This window comes from Enterococcus sp. PLH-Efm8 (genome assembly GCF_053011625.1).
Window position 1 is genome coordinate 1,643,718 of sequence record NZ_CP172568.1, and the last position, 17,564, is coordinate 1,661,281.

Sequence of the window (17,564 nt, forward strand, 5' to 3'; positions counted from 1 at the left end):
AGATTGTCAAAAACAGCTGATTCAGCTATTTTTATTTTCTGTGTTTTAACGCTTATTATTCGCCTTGGTTCAAGAGGATTGGTAAAGTATTCACCAATTCTTCTTTACGTACTTCAACCATTTCGCCAGTTTTCTTGATTTTCACTTCTACGATTCCATCCACTGCTTTTTTACCGACAGTGATTCTGATTGGACAGCCAATCAAATCAGAATCCGCGAATTTCACTCCTGCGCGTTCATTTCTGTCATCAACCAGTACTTCATAGCCAGCTTTTGTCATCGCTTCTTCTAGTTCATTCGTCAGGTTTGTTTGGTATTCGTCTTTTAGATTCATTTGGACGATATGCAAATCAAATGGCGCAATTCCTTTTGGCCAGTTGATTCCTTGTTCATCTGAATGTTGTTCTACGATTGCTGATAATAAACGACTTACACCGATACCATAACAGCCCATAATCACAAATTTTTCTCGTCCATTTTCGTCTAGTACAGTTGCTCCCATAGATTCACTGTAACGAGTGCCGATTTTGAAGATATGTCCGATTTCGATTCCTCGAGTAAAGGCAAGAACACCATTGTTGTCTGGTGAAGGATCTCCTTCTTGTACAAAACGAAGATCTTCATAAGAAAGTACAGTGAAATCGCGTTCTGGATTCACATTTTTATAGTGGAATCCTGTTTCGTTCGCTCCAGTAATGGCATTCGCTAAATCTTGGACATAACGGTCTGCATATACTTTTACGTCATCTGAAACACCGACTGGTCCGACAGAACCAAACTCAGCACCTAGATATTTTTGTGCTTCTTCTTCTGTTGCTTCTTCTAAAAAGTCAGCAGATAAAAAGTTTTTCAGTTTTACGTCATTGACTTCATGGTCTCCGCGTACCAAAACAAGGACAGGTTGTTCATCCGCAATGAACAATACAGACTTGATGATTTTTTGAGGTTCAACAGAAAAGAAATCTGCTACTTCGTCAATTGATTTTACGTTAGGTGTAGCTACTTTCTCCAATTCAAGCTGTGTTTCATGCGATTTTTTTGATACATAGTAGCTTGTAGCCATCTCCAAGTTTGCAGCATAATCACTTTCAGTCGAATAACAGATCGTATCCTCCCCGATTTCTGAGATCGCCATGAATTCTTTTGAGTCTTTCCCGCCCATTGCGCCACCGTCTCCGATAATCGAGCGAAATTCTAAGCCACAACGCTTGAATACTTCGGTGTAGGCTTTTTCGTAATCTTTATATGTCTCGTCCAAACTTTCTTCCGTTGCATGGAAAGAATACGCATCTTTCATGATAAACTCTCTTCCGCGAAGCAAACCGAAGCGAGGTCGTTTTTCGTCACGATATTTAGGTTGGATTTGATAAAGATTTAAAGGTAATTTCTTATATGAATTGATTTCATTACGCATCAAATCAGTAAAAGTTTCTTCGTGAGTTGGTCCAAGGATCATTTTTCGATCATTGCGGTCTTTGAAACGATACAAGTTTGGTCCATATGTTTCGTAACGCCCGGATTCTTCCCAAAGTTCTGCTGGCAAGATGGCAGGCATCAGCATTTCTACCGCTCCGATTTTTTCAAATTCTTCCCGCATAATGCGTTTCAGTTTTTCCAATACACGATTTGCTAATGGCAGATATGAATAAATACCCGCTGATACTTGGCGGATATATCCAGCTCTTAGCAAGATTTGATGGCTTAATACTTCTGCATCATTTGGAACTTCGCGTAATGTTGGAATCAACATTTTTGATTGTCTCATTCTATATACTCCTTTATTTCCTCAAAATAGTTATCGTTTGTTATTATACCCTATTTGTCAACTTTTTCTAGAAAAAGAATCGTTGAATATCGTTCCATGTAACTAGCACCATCAACAACATTAAAAATCCAAAGCCAGCTAATGTCAATATTCCTTCTTTTTCTTGACTTAATGGTTTCCCGCGAATCCCTTCAAAAATATTCAAGACTAATTTCCCGCCATCTAAGGCAGGAATCGGAAGCAGATTGACGATTCCGAGATTCATTGAAAGAAGCGCCATCAAACTAATAACAGTTGTTACACCTTGATTTGCTGCTTCTGAAGACAATTGGTACATCATGACAGGTCCGCCTAATTTATCTAAACTGAAACCTGTAAATAGTGATCCTAAGGCTTTGAAAATTTCCAATGAACCGCTGAAAGCTTGACGCGTCCCTCCAATGATCTTATCCATAAAACCTGTATTCATTGGGGCTTTTATACCAAGTTGGCCAACTTTTTCGCCATTTGACTCTACAGATTTCGGTGTCACGTCGACAGATTGCACCTGACCTTCTCGTTCGATCTTAAAGTCTAATGTTTTATCCGGATTTTTCGTAATGACTGTTGTCAGATCATTCCATGAATGGATTTCTTTTCCGTCCACACTGACTACCTCATCATTTTCTTTTAAGCCTGCTTCTGCCGCAGCTCCATTAGGCATGATCTCTCCTACGCGATTAGTGTTCGTCACTTGAACACCACCTTGCATAAATGCCAGAATGATGAATAACAGGATTGCCAAAATAAAGTTATTCATGGGTCCAGCAAAGTTGGTCAGCATACGCTGCCACAATTTAGCCGATTGGAACTGTACGTCTTTTGGCGCAATTCTGATTTCTGTTCCGTCGTTTTCAATAATCGTCGCATCATGATCAACAGGGTAGGTTACTACTTCTGTTTCGTCTCCATTCACATAACCAGTGATAGTCAGCTCATCTTCTAAATCATAACGGCTCAATTCCATCGGGATAGCATTTGTCAATTGGATTTTCTTACTTAAATTTATCTTCTCTACGATGCCGTCAGAATTTAGTAAAAGAGAAAGAGGCATTCCTGGTGCCATTTCTGTTTCATCATCCCCATTGCCTGCCATTCGAACATAACCGCCAATAGGTAATAGGCGAAGCGTATATGTTGTCCCGTCTTTTGCTTGATGCCCATAAATTTTCGGACCCATACCGATAGCAAATTCGCGAACGAGGATTCCTGATCGTTTCGCAAAGAAGAAATGACCAAACTCATGAACAATCACTAATATACCAAAAACGATGATAAATGTCAGAATCGTTTTCATAGCTTTTTTCTCCTTTACTTGTTTTTTGTGTTTTTTATAAAACAACGATAAAACACTATAATTTTACCATAGTATACCAAAGACACCAATAGTATCAATATAATGAAAAATAAAAACCTGCGTCTTTTATGAAATTCACAAAGAAACGCAGGTATACTTACTAAATAATGCCAAATAAATGCATGATAGGAAATACAAACAGCAAACTGTCGAAACGGTCTAAGATTCCACCATGGCCTGGTAAGATATTTCCCGAGTCTTTCACATCATAATGACGTTTGATTGCAGATTCGACCAAATCACCAAATTGTCCGACTGCTGAAAAAATAATCGTCATCAGAAGCATGACAAACATACCATGATTAAATAGTTCTTTTGCTGGGTATAGCAATAAATAAAGAAATGCGACTACAACAGCACTACCAATACCACCGAGCGCACCTTCAATCGTTTTGTTGGGCGAAATATCAGGACTTAACTTATGCTGACCATAACGTCGACCAACCATATATGCTCCGATATCAGTTGCCCAAACAATAAATAGACCAAATATCAAAACAGCCAAGCTTTCTGTTCGTGCATTGACAAAATTCTGGAAACCTATTCCCACATACAAGCTGACAAGCACAGGAAAACCTGCTTCATCAATCGTATACGTATTTTTAGAAATAACTGATGTTCCTAAAAGAATCATAACTATAAGATAAAATAACATAAATGTACTTACATTCTCTGGAAGAAAGAAAAACCATCTTTCTTTTGGCAAAACAAGTAACACTGCACCAACGGCGGATAAAACTCCTTCAAAACTTAAGAGTGTCAATCCTTTCATCCGAAACAGCTCGTAAACTCCTATTACTGCTAAGATTGCTGCTGTAAGCTCAACCGCTATGCCTCCGATCCATATAATCGGAATAAACAAGACTAGCGCCACGGCTGCTGTGACCACACGTTGTTTCATGACTGATCCCCTTTCTCATCTTCTGTTTTTTTTACACCGCCGAATCGACGGTCTCGATTTTGATAAGAGGCGATTGCTTCTTCAAGATGCGCACCATCAAAATCAGGCCAAAGCGCTTTTGTAAAATACAGCTCACTATATGCGATCTGCCATAACAGAAAATTACTAATTCGCTCTTCTCCACTTGTACGGATCATCAGCTCAGGATCTTGTAACTCTTTAGGCAAGAAACCTGTCATTAAATGCTTAGCAATCAATTCATCATCGATTTCTTCTGCGTGTATTTCTCCTTTTGCTACTTCTTCGGCAATTTCTTGGACAGCAGTCACGATCTCTGCTCTGCTTCCATAATTCAAAGCAAAATTCAATACCATTCCAGTATTGTTTTTTGTTTGCTCAATTGCACGTCTTACAGCATCTTGCGTATGTTCTGGCAATACGTTTTCATAACCCATGACATGAACTTTGACATTTTCTTTAATCAATTCTGGTACGAACGTATCAAAGAAGTCGACAGGTAGTTGCATGAGAAAACTTACTTCATCTTTTGGTCGCTTCCAGTTTTCAGTCGAAAAGGCATAAAGCGTCAACACTTTCACTCCAAGCCTTGATGCTTTTTTTGTGACTTTCTTTACTGTTTCCATGCCTTCTTTATGGCCAGCAACTCGTGGCAAACGACGGTTTTGCGCCCAACGACCATTGCCGTCCATGATGATGGCAATGTGCTGAGGAATTGGTCCATCGGTATTAAATTGAAATTCGCTTTTTTCTTGAATATATTTGTTTTTTTGCGGAAAAAAACGTAACATTCTTTTTCCTCCTCGTAAAATATCATTTGTCTAATAGTTTTTATTCAAAATGTTTCTAGATTATAAAATTTATTGAATAACACATTCCTAACGGAATTTGTTTCGATATTGTGTGATTTCTCAGAGTACAATGGATGTATGGAAAGGATCCAACGGGAATTTGCTATTTCCTCCTGTAGCGTTTGTCTACCCTGTTTAGTCTGTTACCCGAACCACTGTTATCACTACCAACTCATTAGCTGTTTCGATAATGGACTAGACTTTCAAATAGTAGTTTGGAAGGCAGCTTCTAGCTCTTTTATCACCGTATTCTATTAGGCGAGGTTGTGGCTATACAGTGAGTTTCTGGGAAATCCCACAGTATCGAAGCATTTTCCAAAATTTATATCGAAAGGAGGTCCTTCTTCCATGAAATTATTTGTCGGTATTGACGTTAGCTCTGAAAAACTAGATGTTTGTTTTTTAACAGACGACAATCAATTGTCTATCTTATCTGAAATCTCTGTTGCCAATGACATCGAAGGTGCTTCATTCATACGAGAAACAATTCTTGAATTCAATGACAGCTACCACTTTGATCAAATTGTGATTGGCATGGAGTCAACGTCCATGTACAGCTTCCATCCTTCCATGTTTTTTCATGAAGATGAGAAACTAAAGAAGCTCAACACACTTGTAACGATTGAAAATCCTTTTCGGGTGAAACAATTTAGTCGCATGTTTGATGAGAATAAAACTGATCGAAACGATGCATTAAGAATCGCTGATTTCTTGCGTATTCAACGATTCACAACTTCCCCTATCAAAGAAGAGAAATACATGGCCTTACAGCGTTTAACACGTACTCGCTATCAACTTATTAAGCAATTGATTCGTACAAAGCAACATTTTCTTGAAAATCTAACGTACAAATGTAATACGCTTGCTCGAGAAATGCGAGACGAATCGACGAGTCTTTTTAGTGCAACCCTCATTTCACTCATGACGGAAGATTTCACATTGGATGAACTTGCTGAGCTTCCTTTAGAAGCTTTCTGTGATTTACTTCAAGAAAAAGGAAAAGGCCGTTTCAAGCAACCAGAAAAAATCGCTAAAGCAATTCAACGTGCAATTACCATGAGTTACCGCCTAGGTGCTCTTGCACAAGAATCAATTAATGTTGTTTTAAGTGTTCTCGTACGAGAAATACGAGCACTTGAAAAAAATATCAAAGAATTAGATAAAGCCATCGAACAAGTAATTGTTGTCATTCCAGAATATCAATGCTTAACCAGTATTCCAGGCGTTGGTAAAGTCTATGCTGCCGGTTTAATCGCTGAAATTGGTCAAATCGAAAGATTTGAAGATCAGACAAAATTGGCAAAATACGCTGGATTAAGTTGGAAAGTGAACCAATCTGGAAACTATCAGTCGCAAAATACACCTCTGACAAAACAAGGAAATCGATATTTTAGATACTACTTAGTTGAAGCTGCCAACTCTGTAAAAAATTATCTTCCTGAATACAAAGCTTTTTATCAAAGTAAATATAAGGAGGTTCCAAAGCATCAACACAAACGTGCACTCGTCCTAACCGCAAGAAAATTTACGCGTCTGGTGGATACGCTACTACGTAAACACCAACTCTATACGCCACCAAGGAGTGTGATAGAGAAATAACAATCCGTTATTGACGCAAATCCTTGAATCAACCCGAAAAAAATTTGATTTTGATCGGGTCTAGTTTCGTGCGCTTCAAAACATATTACTCAATAAAGAAAATCTTAAATTTCATCTTGACTTATCACCATTAGACTATACTTAAAAGATTCCCACTATCTTAAGTATTATAGCAATATCTAACTGTTTTTCCTATGAAATCATTGTTTTTTTATTTAAAAACTGAATAATTTTTTCTTTTTTTAATTTTTAAATAAAAGAAATATAAATAAAAACAGAGGAAGCGGAATGATCCGCCCCTCTGTTTTTATGATTTTATTAAACTTCCAATAATTCTTTTTCTTTATCAGCAGCGATCTTATCTACTTCTTTGATGCTGTTATCTGTCAATGTTTGTACGTCTTTTTCTAATCCGCGCAAATCATCTTCGGTAATATCACCATTTTTTTGTTGTTTTTTATATTCATCGATCGCATCACGACGGATGTTACGAATCGCGATTTTTGCATTTTCTGCTTCTTTTTTAACATCTTTAGCTAATTCTTTTCTGCGTTCTTCTGTCAGTTGCGGGATAACTAAGCGAATGACATTTCCATCATTGGTTGGACTGATTCCGATATCACTTGCCATAATAGCTTTTTCAACATCTTGAAGAATGCTCTTGTCAAAAGGTGTGATCATTAAAACACGTGCTTCTGGAATTTGGATTGATGCCATTTGGTTCAATGGTGTTGGCGCACCGTAGTAGTTCACAGTAATACGGTCCAAAAGGCTAGCGTTCGCACGGCCTGCGCGGATTTGCCCAAGTTCACGTTGAAGATTTTGTGCTGCTTTTTTCATTTTTTCTTTTGCTTCTGTCATAATTGCATCTGCCATTTTTATTTCCCCCTTACAGTTGTTCCGATATTTTCGCCTAAGATTGCACGGCGAATATTTCCGTGTTCATTTAAATTGAAGACAAGCAGTGGAATATCATTATCCATGCTTAGTGAACTTGCAGTTGAATCCATGACTTGTAATCCTTTGGCAATAACTTCCAGATGAGTCAGTTCTTCAAATTTTACTGCATTTGCATCTACTTTCGGATCAGCAGAATAAACACCGTCTACATTGTTTTTAGCCATCAGGATAACATCTGCGCCGATTTCTGCCGCGCGTAATGCTGCTGTTGTGTCTGTCGAGAAGTACGGGTTGCCGGTACCGCCTGCAAAGATAACGATCCGTCCTTTTTCTAAATGACGTTCTGCTTTACGGCGAATATATGGCTCTGCGATTTGACGCATTTCAATCGAAGTTTGCACGCGTGTCGGTACACCCACGTTTTCCAACGTATCCTGTAAAGCTAAGGCATTCATAACTGTAGCTAACATACCCATGTAATCAGCTTGAGCACGTTCCATGCCCATTTGTGCTCCGATTTGTCCGCGCCAGATATTTCCGCCGCCCACAACGATTGCCATTTCAACGCCCAGCTCGTGAACTTCTTTGATTTCTTGGATGATTTCTTTGATTACTGGTGGTTTGATTCCAAATCCTGCGTCCCCAGCTAAAGCTTCTCCACTCAATTTTAAGACTACACGCTGATATTTCGGTGTGACCATGTTCATTCCTCCAATATTTTCTATTGCCATTTTACCATACTTAGATGATTTCGACACTCTAAGACTGGTTTTTCTTGTTTTGCTTAAAAAAAGGGAGCGCACAAACCGTGCGTTCCCGTCTGTTATTCAACAGAATTATTTTTTCACTTGGCTCATAACTTCTTCTACAAAGTTATCTTCGCGTTTTTCGATACCTTCGCCAACTTCGAAACGTACGAATGTTTTAACAGTTGCGCCTTTTGATGCAACGTATTTTTCAACAGTCATATCAGGATCTTTAACGAATGGTTGGTCCACCAAAGCGATTTCTGCTTTGAATTTCTTCAAGCGTCCTTCTACCATTTTTTCAACGATATTCGCTGGTTTGCCTTCGTTCAATGCTTGTTCTGTAAGAACAGTTTTTTCATGTTCTAATTCAGCTTCTGGAATTTGTGATTCGTTTACATAACGAGGATTGATAGCTGCTACGTGCATAGCTACGTCTCTTGCAACTGTTTCGTCAGTTGTTCCATCTAGAACAGTCAATACGGCAATACGTCCGCCCATATGCAAGTATCCACCAAATGCAGCATTGTCGTCTTTTTCTACAACTTCAAAGCGACGGAAGCTGATTTTTTCTCCGATAACTTGAGTTGCTTCGATCAAGTCAGATTCAATTGTACCTTTATCTGTTTTGATTTTCATTGCAGCTTCCATGTCTGCTGGTTTGTTTTCAGCAACAAGTTCTGCAATTTCTTTTACTAAATCTTGGAACATTTCGTTTTTAGAAACAAAGTCTGTTTCTGAGTTTACTTCAACGATTGCTGCAGTGTTACCTTTCACAGCAACTGAAGCCAATCCTTCAGCTGCAATGCGGTCATTTTTCTTCGCAGCCTTTGCCATTCCTTTTTCACGTAAAAGATCAACTGCTTTTTCCATGTCGCCTTCTACTTCAACTAATGCTTTTTTCGCATCCATCATTCCTACGCCAGTCATTTCGCGTAGTTCTTTTACCATTTTAGCTGTAACGTCTGCCATGTTTAACTCCTCCTGTGTGTTTTTCTTTTTAAAAAAAGCTGCTTCAAAGGAGAGTGAGGCTTGTCGCCCAGCCTTTGAAACAGCTCCATCATTCAAAATTATTCTGCTGAAGAATTGTCGCCTTCAACAACATCTACGATTTCTTCGATTGATGTTGCTGTGTTTTCTTCTGTGAAATCTTCTTCAACTACTTGATCTTCACCTTGGTTTCCTTCGATGAAAGCATCAGCCATTTTTGAAGTAATCAATTTAACGGCACGAATTGCATCGTCGTTTGAAGGGATTACTACGTCGATTTCATCTGGATCGCAGTTTGTATCAACCATAGCTACGATTGGGATATTTAATTTGTGTGCTTCTTGAACAGCAATACGTTCTTTACGTGGGTCAACGATGTACATTACATCTGGGATTCTTGGCATATCAGCGATACCGCCTAAGAATTTTTCAAGACGTTCACGTTCTTTGTTCAAACCAGCAACTTCTTTTTTAGGTAGAACTTCAAAAGTTCCATCTTCTTCCATTGCATTGATTTGTTTCAAACGGCTGATACGTTTTTGGATAGTATCCCAGTTTGTCAATGTTCCGCCTAACCAACGATGGTTAACGAAGTATTGTCCTGCACGAGTTGCTTCTTCTTTGATTGCTTCTTGTGCTTGTTTTTTTGTACCTACGAATAATGCTACGCCGCCTTCTTCAGCAACGCTCTTCATGTAATCATAAGCTGCATCTACTAATTTAACTGTTTTTTGCAAGTCAATGATGTAGATTCCGTTTCTTTCTGTGAAGATATATTTCTTCATTTTTGGATTCCAGCGACGAGTTTGGTGACCAAAGTGTACGCCGGCTTCTAGTAATTGTTTCATAGAAATTACTGCCATGTTTGTTTCCTCCGATTTGGTTTTATTTTTCCTCTTCTTATCTTCTACCTTGCCGGCAAACTTTTTCAAGCACCTACCGACAATCCAATAAGAATGTGGATTTGCTGATGCATAAAGCACCCTCAGCTATTATACAGACAAAAGATCCGTATCGCAAGAGCAAATATACTTTTCTGCTCAACATTCAATAGTTTACCTGAAAGATAAAAAGAATTCAAGAAAAACAGTAGATTTCTCTTTGTTTCTTTATTATCCTTTTTCCATAAAATAATTTTAGGTATAAAAGACGAATATTATTGGGCAATCCTTCTTTTTTTTGTTATGATACATGTGAAATCTTTCGTAAAGGAGAAAGAAAATGCGCAAAGCTCAAAGACATTTGCTGATTAAACAAGTCATTGAAGAATTCCCGATCCGTACGCAAGAAGAACTATTAAACAAACTTGGGCATTATGGCGTTACCGCCACGCAGGCAACGATTTCTCGAGATATCCGTGATCTAAAAATCGTGAAGGCACCTGATGAAAATGGCGTTTCCCGCTTCGTATTGTTTCGCGAAAAAGGAACTCCTGAGACTAGGACTGAGGAAGAGGATCGGCTGGTTCAAATGATTGAAGACATTGTATTGAAAGTCGAACGAGTCCACTTTTTGACGATCGTCAATACCTTGCCAGACAATGCTCATTTATTTGCATCTGTTTTAGATGAGATCAAACCTCCCTCTATTGTCAGTACAATTGCTGGATTCGATACGATCATGGTCATCTCGGAAAATGAGGAGGACGCAAAACGAGTAGAAGAATTTCTTCACCATCCAACTGAAGTATCACTTTTTTAATCAGAGCACGTATTCCTAATATGGAATGCGTGTTTTTTTATTTTCAATATTTTCCTTATTGAATAAACCTTTACACTCTTTACAAAAATACATCATTTTTTATTCAAATTTTTCAACACCTTGATTGAATCACAATAATCATCATTTATATTGGATGTTAACAAGAGCAGCTTCTTGCTCTTTGTGTATTTCAAAAAAGAAATGAAAGGAAATCATATGTATAAATTATTAACTTCTGGACCATTGACGACTTCTGAAACAGTGAAAAATGCTATGCTGATCGATCATTGTACTTGGGATCAAGAATACAAAGAAATTACACAATGGATAAGAAAAGAATTATTGGATCTTGCTCAAGTATCGGAAGGAATATACACAACGGTCTTAATGCAAGGTAGCAGCTCCTTCGGGGTAGAATCGGTATTAAGTTCTGTGATCAGGCCAGAAGATACTGTACTGATTTGTTCAAACGGCGCATATAGACAACGAATGATCAACATGTGCGAATGTCTGAAACTGAACTATACCGTTTATGAGGTATCGGAACATCAAATCCTCCAAGCTCATGTGATTACACAGCTGATTGAAGAGAATCCGTCTATCTCCGCACTAGCAATGGTCCATAGCGAGACTACTTCCGGTATTTTGAATAATTTGGAAGAGATTGCTGCTGTCACGCAAGAAAGAGATCTTTTGTTTATAGTGGACGCGATGTCAAGCTTTGGTGGGATACCGATTTGTGTAGCCGAACTAGGGATTGATTTTTTGATTTCCAGCTCAAACAAATGTATTCAAGGTGTTCCAGGCTTTTCTTTTGTACTTGCTAATAAAGCGGAACTGGAAAAACGAAAAAATGTTAGCCGAAGTTTGTCACTTGATCTATATGACCAGTACCGCGTGATGGAAAACGAGAATGGCAAATGGCGTTTCACTTCCCCTACCCATACGGTTTTGGCTTTTCAACAAGCGCTGAAGGAACTAGAGGCAGAAGGAGGAATCGAAACTCGATATTCACGTTATCTCGCCAATAATCATGTGCTACGACAAAAAATGACAGAGATGGGGTTCCAGCCTTTCATTCAAGAATATCAGGGGCCATTCATCACCTCTTTTCTTTACCCTAAGGACTGGCGATTTGATTTTAATCATTTTTATCAGTATTTAAAGCAAAATGGATTTGTGATCTATCCCGGGAAAATCAGCGATCATGAATGTTTTCGTATCGGAAATATTGGCGAGATCTATCCGGAAGATATTTTGGAACTGACAGCAATTATCAAAGACTATAAGGAGAACGTTAATGATTAAAACTGTAATTTTTGATTGGGCAGGAACAACTGTGGACTTTGGCTGTATGGCTCCTGTCCACGCTTTTAGAAATGCTTTTCTAGAAAAAGGAATCCAACTGACTGACAAAGAAATCCGCTAACCGATGGGAAAATTAAAATGGGATCATATCCAACAGCTTCTTTCCCTCCCTTCTGTCAAAAAACAATGGATAGCTATTTATGGACAACTACCTCAGGAAAAAGAGGTGGAGGAATTGTATCAACAATTTGAACATTATCTGTTTAAAGATTTGGTCAAGCATTCTACCTTGAAACCCGACACATTGGAAACGATCGAACGGTTGAGAAACGCTGGGATCAATATTGGTTCCACGAATGGATTTAATGCTCCTATGATGACAATCGTAGCAGAAACCGCAAAAAAAGAAAGGTATTCACCAGACTTCATGGCAACTTTTGAAGACGTCGAAGGGTATGGTCGACCGTTTCCTTATATGATCCATAAAAACATGCAGTACTTCAAAAACAAGTCGGTTGATGAAGTAATCAAAGTCGGAGATACGGTCTCAGATATCCAGGAAGGGAAAAATGCCGGAGTGTTGACAGTAGGTGTAATTGAAGGTAGTTCGCTAATGGGGATTTCTTATGATGAGTACCAAAAATTAGAGATGGGGAAAAAGATCGTTTAAAACAGTCTGTTGCTCTTAGATTCCAACAAGCCGGCGCTGATATTTGTGTAAACAATTTAAAAGAGTTAACAGAATACATTTTGTACGCTGACATGAATCCAGAATGACTTTTATACAAAATAAGAGGTTGTGAAAAAGCTGTCCTGTATCAAGTAATAAAAACAGCCAAGCAAAAATAGCTCCTCATATTTTTCGTTTGGTTAGGCTTATTACCGCAGATGCAAGCTTTTGAACACCGTTTATTCGAAAAAAAAAAGGGAGCTGTGACACGACTTTTGTCACAGTCCCCTTATTTGCAAACAAACAGTGTTTAAGAGACAACCTCTCCACTAAACGGTGTTCATTCAGCTGACTCTCGGTATTTGCTCAAAAAACGATAAAATTTGAAAAGCTATTTTCTCTTTTGTTTCTCTAATACTCGGATCAGAACGCTGATTTCACATTCTCTTTTTCTTACATCTTATCTGGTGCATGAAGTCCTAGCAAACGAAGGTCTTCTTTCAATAATACAGTCACTGCATAAACTAGAGCTAAGCGTGCTTCTTTTTGTTCATCATCAGCTAAAATCTTCGTATGAGCATAGTATTTGTTGAATGCTTGTGCTAATTTGATTGCATGTTTCGCAATCACTGACGGTTCGTATTTTTCCCCAGCAGACAAGACCGTTTCAGGGTATTTTTGAACTAATTTAACCACTTCCCAGCTGGTATCGTCATTCAATGCATAGTCTGCTGTTTCTGAAGGGACAAATCCTGCTTTTTCCAACAGGCTGACTGCACGAGCATGTGTATATTGCACATAAGGTCCAGTTTCTCCTTCAAATCGAACAACTTCTTCCAGGTTAAAGTCAAATGTATTCAGTCGATCGTTTTTCAAATCGTGGAAAATGACTGCCCCAACCCCAACTTGTTTAGCTACAGCATCTTTGTTTTCCAAATCAGGGTTTTTCTCGCTGATTTGTTCTTTAGCAGATTGGATTGCTTCATTTAATACTTCTTCTAATAAGACGATCTTTCCTTTACGAGTTGATAATTTTTTACCACCTTGCGTGATCAAACCAAATGGAATATGGTGCATGTCGTCAGACCAGTCAAAGCCCATTTCCTTCAAGACAGCTTTCAACTGTTTAAAATGATAGCTTTGTTCATTCCCTACTACATATAGAGATTGTTTGAAGTCGTAAGTACGTTTACGGTACAATGCAGCAGCTAAGTCACGTGTAATGTATAGTGTCGCACCGTCTGACTTCTTAATCAACGCTGGATTCAGGTCATAAGCAGATAGGTCAACGATCTCTGCACCTTTATCCTCGTTCAGCAAATGTTTTTCTTCTAAAAGTTTGACGATTTCATCCATCTTGTCATTGTAGAAAGCTTCACCGTTCAACGAATCGAAACGTACTTCCAGCAGATCATAGATTTTATTGAATTCTTTCATCGATTCATCACGGAACCATTGCCATAATTGAATAGCCTCTTTATCGCCTTCTTCCAGACGTTTGAACCAAGCACGAGCTTCTTCATTTAATTCTGGTTCTGTTTCAGCTACTTCATGGAATTGGACGTATAAACGAAGCAATTCATTGATTGGTTCTGCTTTAACAGCTTCTTCTGTACCCCATTTTTTGTAAGCGACGATCAGTTTTCCAAACTGTGTTCCCCAGTCACCTAAATGGTTGATGCGGATTGGCTGATAACCGATTTTTTCCATAATGAAACCGATCGAATTACCGATAACTGTCGAACGCAAATGTCCCATTGAGATTGGTTTGGCAATATTAGGAGAAGACATGTCGATTGGTACTGTTCCTTGATTCCCGATGTTGCTATCCCCATAATGTTCTTTTTCTTTCACTACTGTTTGCAAAACTTTTTTGCTGATAAGTTCTTTATTCATGAAAAAGTTCAAGTAAGGTCCGACAACTTCGATTTTTTCAAAGTTGGCAGAATCGATTTTTTCTGCTAAATCTGCAGCGATTTGCTGTGGCGCTTTTCGGTAAACTTTTGCTAATGAAAAGGCTGGAAATGCAACATCTCCGTGTTCAGCTGATTTTGGATTTTCTAGTAATTGCTCGACTTGTTCCAGTGTTAAATCATCTTTGACAGCGTCATAGACAGCTTTTGCGACAAGATCTTTATTATTCATCTTTATTCCTCCTAAAGTGTTCCCTTGATTGTTAAACAAAAAAAATCTCTAGCGACGGCATACTTAGTATGCCATCACTAGAGACGAGATTTCCCGCGGTACCACTCCAATTGTCCTAAAAAAGGACCAGCTCCATCTGATATCGGTAGACGACCGTCTGTTTAAAACAGAATTCTCCAAGTGCGCTTCGTTGTATCTTCTTCATTCGGCTTCCACCACTTCCGAATTCGCTAGCCAAGAATGATACAAGTACTCTCTTGTTCAACAAATCTTAGTCTTATTAAACTTTCTTGAATTATATCAGAAAAAAAAACGAAAGGCTAGTCGTTTCATAAAAAAACAATCCAGATGGCCTAAAGGAGAAGAAATACCACCTGGATAGCTATAAATCATTTCGTAAATACGAAAGACTTAACAAATTAATCAGCTACGATAATCGTTCCTTCTTCAGAAGCTAAAAGATTCTCGATATTTTCTAAAGAAGTGATGATTGCCTTAGCGTTTGGTTTTGCTTCAACAAATGCAATAGCTGCTTCTACTTTCGGAAGCATGCTTCCTGGAGCGAATTGCTTTTCATCAATGTATTGTTTCATTTCTGAAACAGTAACAGTTTCTAATTTCTTTTGATCTGGTTTTTGGTAATTGACATACACATTGTCTACTCCTGTCAATACGATCAGCAAATCCGCATCGATGATTTCGGCTAATTTTTCTGAAGCAAAATCTTTATCGATTACGGCTTCTCGTCCTTCTAATCCAGTAGCTGTTTCTACAACAGGAATCCCACCGCCACCAACAGAGACTGTGATAACTCCTTGATCGACCAGCGTTTCGATGACACGTGCTTCTTTAATCGAGATGGGTTTAGGGGAAGCGACTACTTTTCTCCATCCACGTCCAGCATCTTCTTTGAATGTCACAGTGGAGTCAGCATTCATTTGTTCTTTGGCTTCTTCTTCCGTGTAGAATGGACCGACTGGTTTACTTGGATTTTTGAATGAAGGATCATTTTCATCCACAATAACTTGAGTGACTAAAGAAACCACATCTTTATCGATCCCTTTTTCCTTCAGTACTTCGCCCATGGCGTTTTGTAACCAGTAACCGATAGATCCTTCTGTCATTGCAACACATGTATCTAAAGGCATTGCCGGTGTTTTCTCAGAATCAGCAGCTTGCTGCTGAATCAATAGGTTACCGACTTGCGGACCATTTCCGTGGGAGATGATCAATTCATCTCCTTGTTCGATAAATTTCACTAAATACTTTGCTGTTTCCATTAACGCTTCTTGTTGGGCTTTTGCACTTGCATCCGTAGACAAGATGGCATTGCCCCCTAAAGCGACAACTACTTTTCGTTTGGCCATTTCATTCGTCCTTTCTTCAGTTCTACCGAATTTTCTAGATAACAAAACGAGCCAGCGTTTTGTGATTTTCCCTCAATGCTGACTCGTTTTTTCGTGAGATGAATGTGGTTATGCTTAAACGCGAGGGATAAACAAGTTACCTAATGTTGCTGCCATGATCGCTTTGATTGAGTGCATACGATTTTCTGCTTGGTCAAATTGACGAGCATATTTGCTGCGGAAGACTTCATCTGTTACTTCCATTTCAGTGATGCCAAAGCGTTCTTTCATTTGTTCACCGTAAACAGTGTTTGTATCATGGAAAGCTGGCAAGCAGTGCAAGAAGATCAAACGATCTGTGTTGTGTGTTTTTTCTACCATTTCCATATTGATTTGGTAAGGTTTCAACAATTTGATACGTTCTTCGAATTTATCTTCTTCACCCATTGATACCCATACATCAGAATAAAGGACGTCTGCTCCGTCTACACCTTTATCAACATCGTCGGTAATCATCAATTGTGCACCGGATTTTTCAGCAAAGCCTTCTGCCATTTTGACGATTTCTTCTTCAGGTTGTAATTCTTTTGGTGCAACGATACGCATATTCGCTCCTAAAATTGCACCTGTGACTAATAAAGAGTTAGCCATATTGTTTCGACCATCTCCGCAGTAAGCAACAGTGATACCTTCTACTGTTCCAAAGTTTTCTTGGATAGTTAAAAAGTCAGCGATCATTTGTGTTGGATGCCATTCATCAGTCAAGCCATTCCAAACTGGAACACCAGAGAATTCTGCTAGTTCCTCTACCATTTTTTGACTGAATCCACGGAATTCGATTCCGTCAAACATACGTCCTAGTACTTTAGCTGTATCTTCTGTGGATTCTTTTTTACCTAATTGGATATCATTTGCACCTAGATATTCAGGATGTGCACCTAGATCGATCGCTGCAGTAGTAAATGCAGAACGAGTACGTGTAGATGTTTTTTCAAATAAAAGCGCAATATTTTTTCCTTCTAGATAGTGATGTGGGATACCACGTTTTTTCAAGTCTTTCAAGTGTTCTGAAAAATCGATCAAATATTGTAATTCTTCTTTTGTAAAGTCTTTTTCTGCTAATAAGCTTCTTCCTTGGAATACTGATTCTTTCATATTAAACATTCTCCTTTAGATTGTTTTTATTTAAGATTAAAGAGGAAATCCCGACGGCAGCTGACAGTAAGAC

At 38.6% G+C, this 17,564-nt stretch carries 16 protein-coding genes and 1 other annotated feature; of the genes, 5 read left to right on the top strand and 11 right to left on the bottom strand.

Features of this window, described 5'->3' with window-relative positions; genetic code table 11:
• Positions 1 to 55: 55 nt before the first annotated feature.
• The 4 genes from ACIFUW_RS08140 to ACIFUW_RS08155 form a co-directional block, all read right to left on the bottom strand.
• On the bottom strand, positions 56 to 1,765 hold the full coding sequence (locus tag ACIFUW_RS08140; protein WP_002288495.1) for a proline--tRNA ligase: 1,710 nt from the start codon (positions 1,763 to 1,765) through the stop codon (positions 56 to 58).
• A gap of 67 nt (positions 1,766 to 1,832) precedes the next feature.
• A complete protein-coding gene (gene rseP, locus ACIFUW_RS08145) occupies positions 1,833 to 3,101 on the bottom strand; it encodes an RIP metalloprotease RseP (protein WP_002288494.1) in 1,269 nt (422 codons plus the stop codon).
• A 160-nt stretch (positions 3,102 to 3,261) separates the two neighbouring features.
• Positions 3,262 to 4,062, bottom strand: coding sequence for a phosphatidate cytidylyltransferase (locus tag ACIFUW_RS08150; protein ID WP_002296531.1), 801 nt, complete (start codon positions 4,060 to 4,062; stop codon positions 3,262 to 3,264).
• Positions 4,059 to 4,871: an isoprenyl transferase gene (locus ACIFUW_RS08155; RefSeq protein ID WP_002294134.1), complete on the bottom strand. Its 813-nt coding sequence runs from the start codon at positions 4,869 to 4,871 to the stop codon at positions 4,059 to 4,061. The genes ACIFUW_RS08150 and ACIFUW_RS08155 overlap by 4 nt, the downstream gene beginning before the upstream one ends.
• 408 nt (positions 4,872 to 5,279) lie before the next feature.
• On the opposite strand from ACIFUW_RS08155, the gene ACIFUW_RS08160 reads away from it, so the two are divergent.
• Positions 5,280 to 6,530 carry an IS110 family transposase gene (locus tag ACIFUW_RS08160; RefSeq protein WP_002297404.1) on the top strand — a complete coding sequence of 417 codons (1,251 nt, stop codon included), beginning with the start codon at positions 5,280 to 5,282 and terminating at the stop codon, positions 6,528 to 6,530.
• Between the two features lie 318 nt (positions 6,531 to 6,848).
• Here ACIFUW_RS08160 and frr read toward each other — a convergent pair whose 3' ends face one another.
• The 4 genes from frr to rpsB all read right to left on the bottom strand — a co-directional run bounded on the left by frr (position 6,849) and on the right by rpsB (position 10,029).
• A complete protein-coding gene (gene frr, locus ACIFUW_RS08165; RefSeq protein WP_002293875.1) occupies positions 6,849 to 7,406 on the bottom strand; it encodes a ribosome recycling factor in 558 nt (185 codons plus the stop codon).
• 2 nt (positions 7,407 to 7,408) lie between these two features.
• Positions 7,409 to 8,131, bottom strand: coding sequence for a UMP kinase (gene pyrH / locus ACIFUW_RS08170; protein WP_002293877.1), 723 nt, complete (start codon positions 8,129 to 8,131; stop codon positions 7,409 to 7,411).
• 135 nt (positions 8,132 to 8,266) lie between these two features.
• Positions 8,267 to 9,148, bottom strand: a complete 882-nt coding sequence (tsf, locus tag ACIFUW_RS08175) for a translation elongation factor Ts (RefSeq protein ID WP_002293878.1) — start codon at positions 9,146 to 9,148, stop codon at positions 8,267 to 8,269.
• A 98-nt stretch (positions 9,149 to 9,246) separates the two neighbouring features.
• The gene (gene rpsB / locus ACIFUW_RS08180) at positions 9,247 to 10,029 is read right to left on the bottom strand and encodes a 30S ribosomal protein S2 (protein ID WP_002293880.1); all 783 of its coding nucleotides are present in this window, start codon (positions 10,027 to 10,029) and stop codon (positions 9,247 to 9,249) included.
• A 358-nt stretch (positions 10,030 to 10,387) separates the two neighbouring features.
• On the opposite strand from rpsB, the gene ACIFUW_RS08185 reads away from it, so the two are divergent.
• The 4 genes from ACIFUW_RS08185 to ACIFUW_RS08200 all read left to right on the top strand — a co-directional run bounded on the left by ACIFUW_RS08185 (position 10,388) and on the right by ACIFUW_RS08200 (position 12,845).
• A complete protein-coding gene (locus ACIFUW_RS08185; RefSeq protein ID WP_002293881.1) occupies positions 10,388 to 10,867 on the top strand; it encodes an arginine repressor in 480 nt (159 codons plus the stop codon).
• A 216-nt stretch (positions 10,868 to 11,083) separates the two neighbouring features.
• The gene (gene phnW, locus ACIFUW_RS08190) at positions 11,084 to 12,175 is read left to right on the top strand and encodes a 2-aminoethylphosphonate--pyruvate transaminase (protein WP_002347278.1); all 1,092 of its coding nucleotides are present in this window, start codon (positions 11,084 to 11,086) and stop codon (positions 12,173 to 12,175) included.
• Positions 12,168 to 12,296, top strand: coding sequence for a hypothetical protein (locus ACIFUW_RS08195; RefSeq protein WP_002296514.1), 129 nt, complete (start codon positions 12,168 to 12,170; stop codon positions 12,294 to 12,296). Before phnW ends, ACIFUW_RS08195 begins: the two co-directional genes overlap by 8 nt.
• Before the next feature lie 3 nt (positions 12,297 to 12,299).
• Entirely contained in the window at positions 12,300 to 12,845 is a 546-nt protein-coding gene (locus ACIFUW_RS08200) for an HAD hydrolase-like protein (RefSeq protein WP_002288430.1), read from the top strand.
• Between the two features lie 453 nt (positions 12,846 to 13,298).
• Here the strand turns inward: ACIFUW_RS08200 and argS are convergent, their stop codons facing one another.
• The 3 genes from argS to argF all read right to left on the bottom strand — a co-directional run bounded on the left by argS (position 13,299) and on the right by argF (position 17,491).
• Positions 13,299 to 14,990 carry an arginine--tRNA ligase gene (gene argS / locus ACIFUW_RS08205; protein ID WP_002288432.1) on the bottom strand — a complete coding sequence of 564 codons (1,692 nt, stop codon included), beginning with the start codon at positions 14,988 to 14,990 and terminating at the stop codon, positions 13,299 to 13,301.
• 76 nt (positions 14,991 to 15,066) lie between these two features.
• Positions 15,067 to 15,264: a binding site (T-box leader), on the bottom strand.
• Positions 15,265 to 15,409: 145 nt separating this feature from the next.
• Positions 15,410 to 16,357: a carbamate kinase gene (gene arcC, locus ACIFUW_RS08210; protein WP_002288434.1), complete on the bottom strand. Its 948-nt coding sequence runs from the start codon at positions 16,355 to 16,357 to the stop codon at positions 15,410 to 15,412.
• A 114-nt stretch (positions 16,358 to 16,471) separates the two neighbouring features.
• On the bottom strand, positions 16,472 to 17,491 hold the full coding sequence (argF, locus tag ACIFUW_RS08215; RefSeq protein WP_002288437.1) for an ornithine carbamoyltransferase: 1,020 nt from the start codon (positions 17,489 to 17,491) through the stop codon (positions 16,472 to 16,474).
• Between the last annotated feature and the right edge of the window lie 73 nt (positions 17,492 to 17,564).

Bases quoted from the DNA above. Each gene is read 5' to 3' on its own strand.
- frr (WP_002293875.1), bottom strand. From the start codon at position 7,406: ATGGCAGATGCAATTATGACAGAAGCAAAAGAAAAAATGAAAAAAGCA.
- rpsB (WP_002293880.1), bottom strand. From the start codon at position 10,029: ATGGCAGTAATTTCTATGAAACAATTACTAGAAGCCGGCGTACACTTT.
- ACIFUW_RS08140 (WP_002288495.1), bottom strand. From the start codon at position 1,765: ATGAGACAATCAAAAATGTTGATTCCAACATTACGCGAAGTTCCAAAT.
- arcC (WP_002288434.1), bottom strand. From the start codon at position 16,357: ATGGCCAAACGAAAAGTAGTTGTCGCTTTAGGGGGCAATGCCATCTTG.
- ACIFUW_RS08195 (WP_002296514.1), top strand. From the start codon at position 12,168: ATGATTAAAACTGTAATTTTTGATTGGGCAGGAACAACTGTGGACTTT.
- ACIFUW_RS08150 (WP_002296531.1), bottom strand. From the start codon at position 4,062: ATGAAACAACGTGTGGTCACAGCAGCCGTGGCGCTAGTCTTGTTTATT.
- ACIFUW_RS08185 (WP_002293881.1), top strand. From the start codon at position 10,388: ATGCGCAAAGCTCAAAGACATTTGCTGATTAAACAAGTCATTGAAGAA.
- argF (WP_002288437.1), bottom strand. From the start codon at position 17,491: ATGAAAGAATCAGTATTCCAAGGAAGAAGCTTATTAGCAGAAAAAGAC.
- argS (WP_002288432.1), bottom strand. From the start codon at position 14,990: ATGAATAATAAAGATCTTGTCGCAAAAGCTGTCTATGACGCTGTCAAA.
- ACIFUW_RS08155 (WP_002294134.1), bottom strand. From the start codon at position 4,871: ATGTTACGTTTTTTTCCGCAAAAAAACAAATATATTCAAGAAAAAAGC.
- ACIFUW_RS08160 (WP_002297404.1), top strand. From the start codon at position 5,280: ATGAAATTATTTGTCGGTATTGACGTTAGCTCTGAAAAACTAGATGTT.
- pyrH (WP_002293877.1), bottom strand. From the start codon at position 8,131: ATGGTCACACCGAAATATCAGCGTGTAGTCTTAAAATTGAGTGGAGAA.
- phnW (WP_002347278.1), top strand. From the start codon at position 11,084: ATGTATAAATTATTAACTTCTGGACCATTGACGACTTCTGAAACAGTG.
- tsf (WP_002293878.1), bottom strand. From the start codon at position 9,148: ATGGCAGACGTTACAGCTAAAATGGTAAAAGAACTACGCGAAATGACT.
- rseP (WP_002288494.1), bottom strand. From the start codon at position 3,101: ATGAAAACGATTCTGACATTTATCATCGTTTTTGGTATATTAGTGATT.
- ACIFUW_RS08200 (WP_002288430.1), top strand. From the start codon at position 12,300: ATGGGAAAATTAAAATGGGATCATATCCAACAGCTTCTTTCCCTCCCT.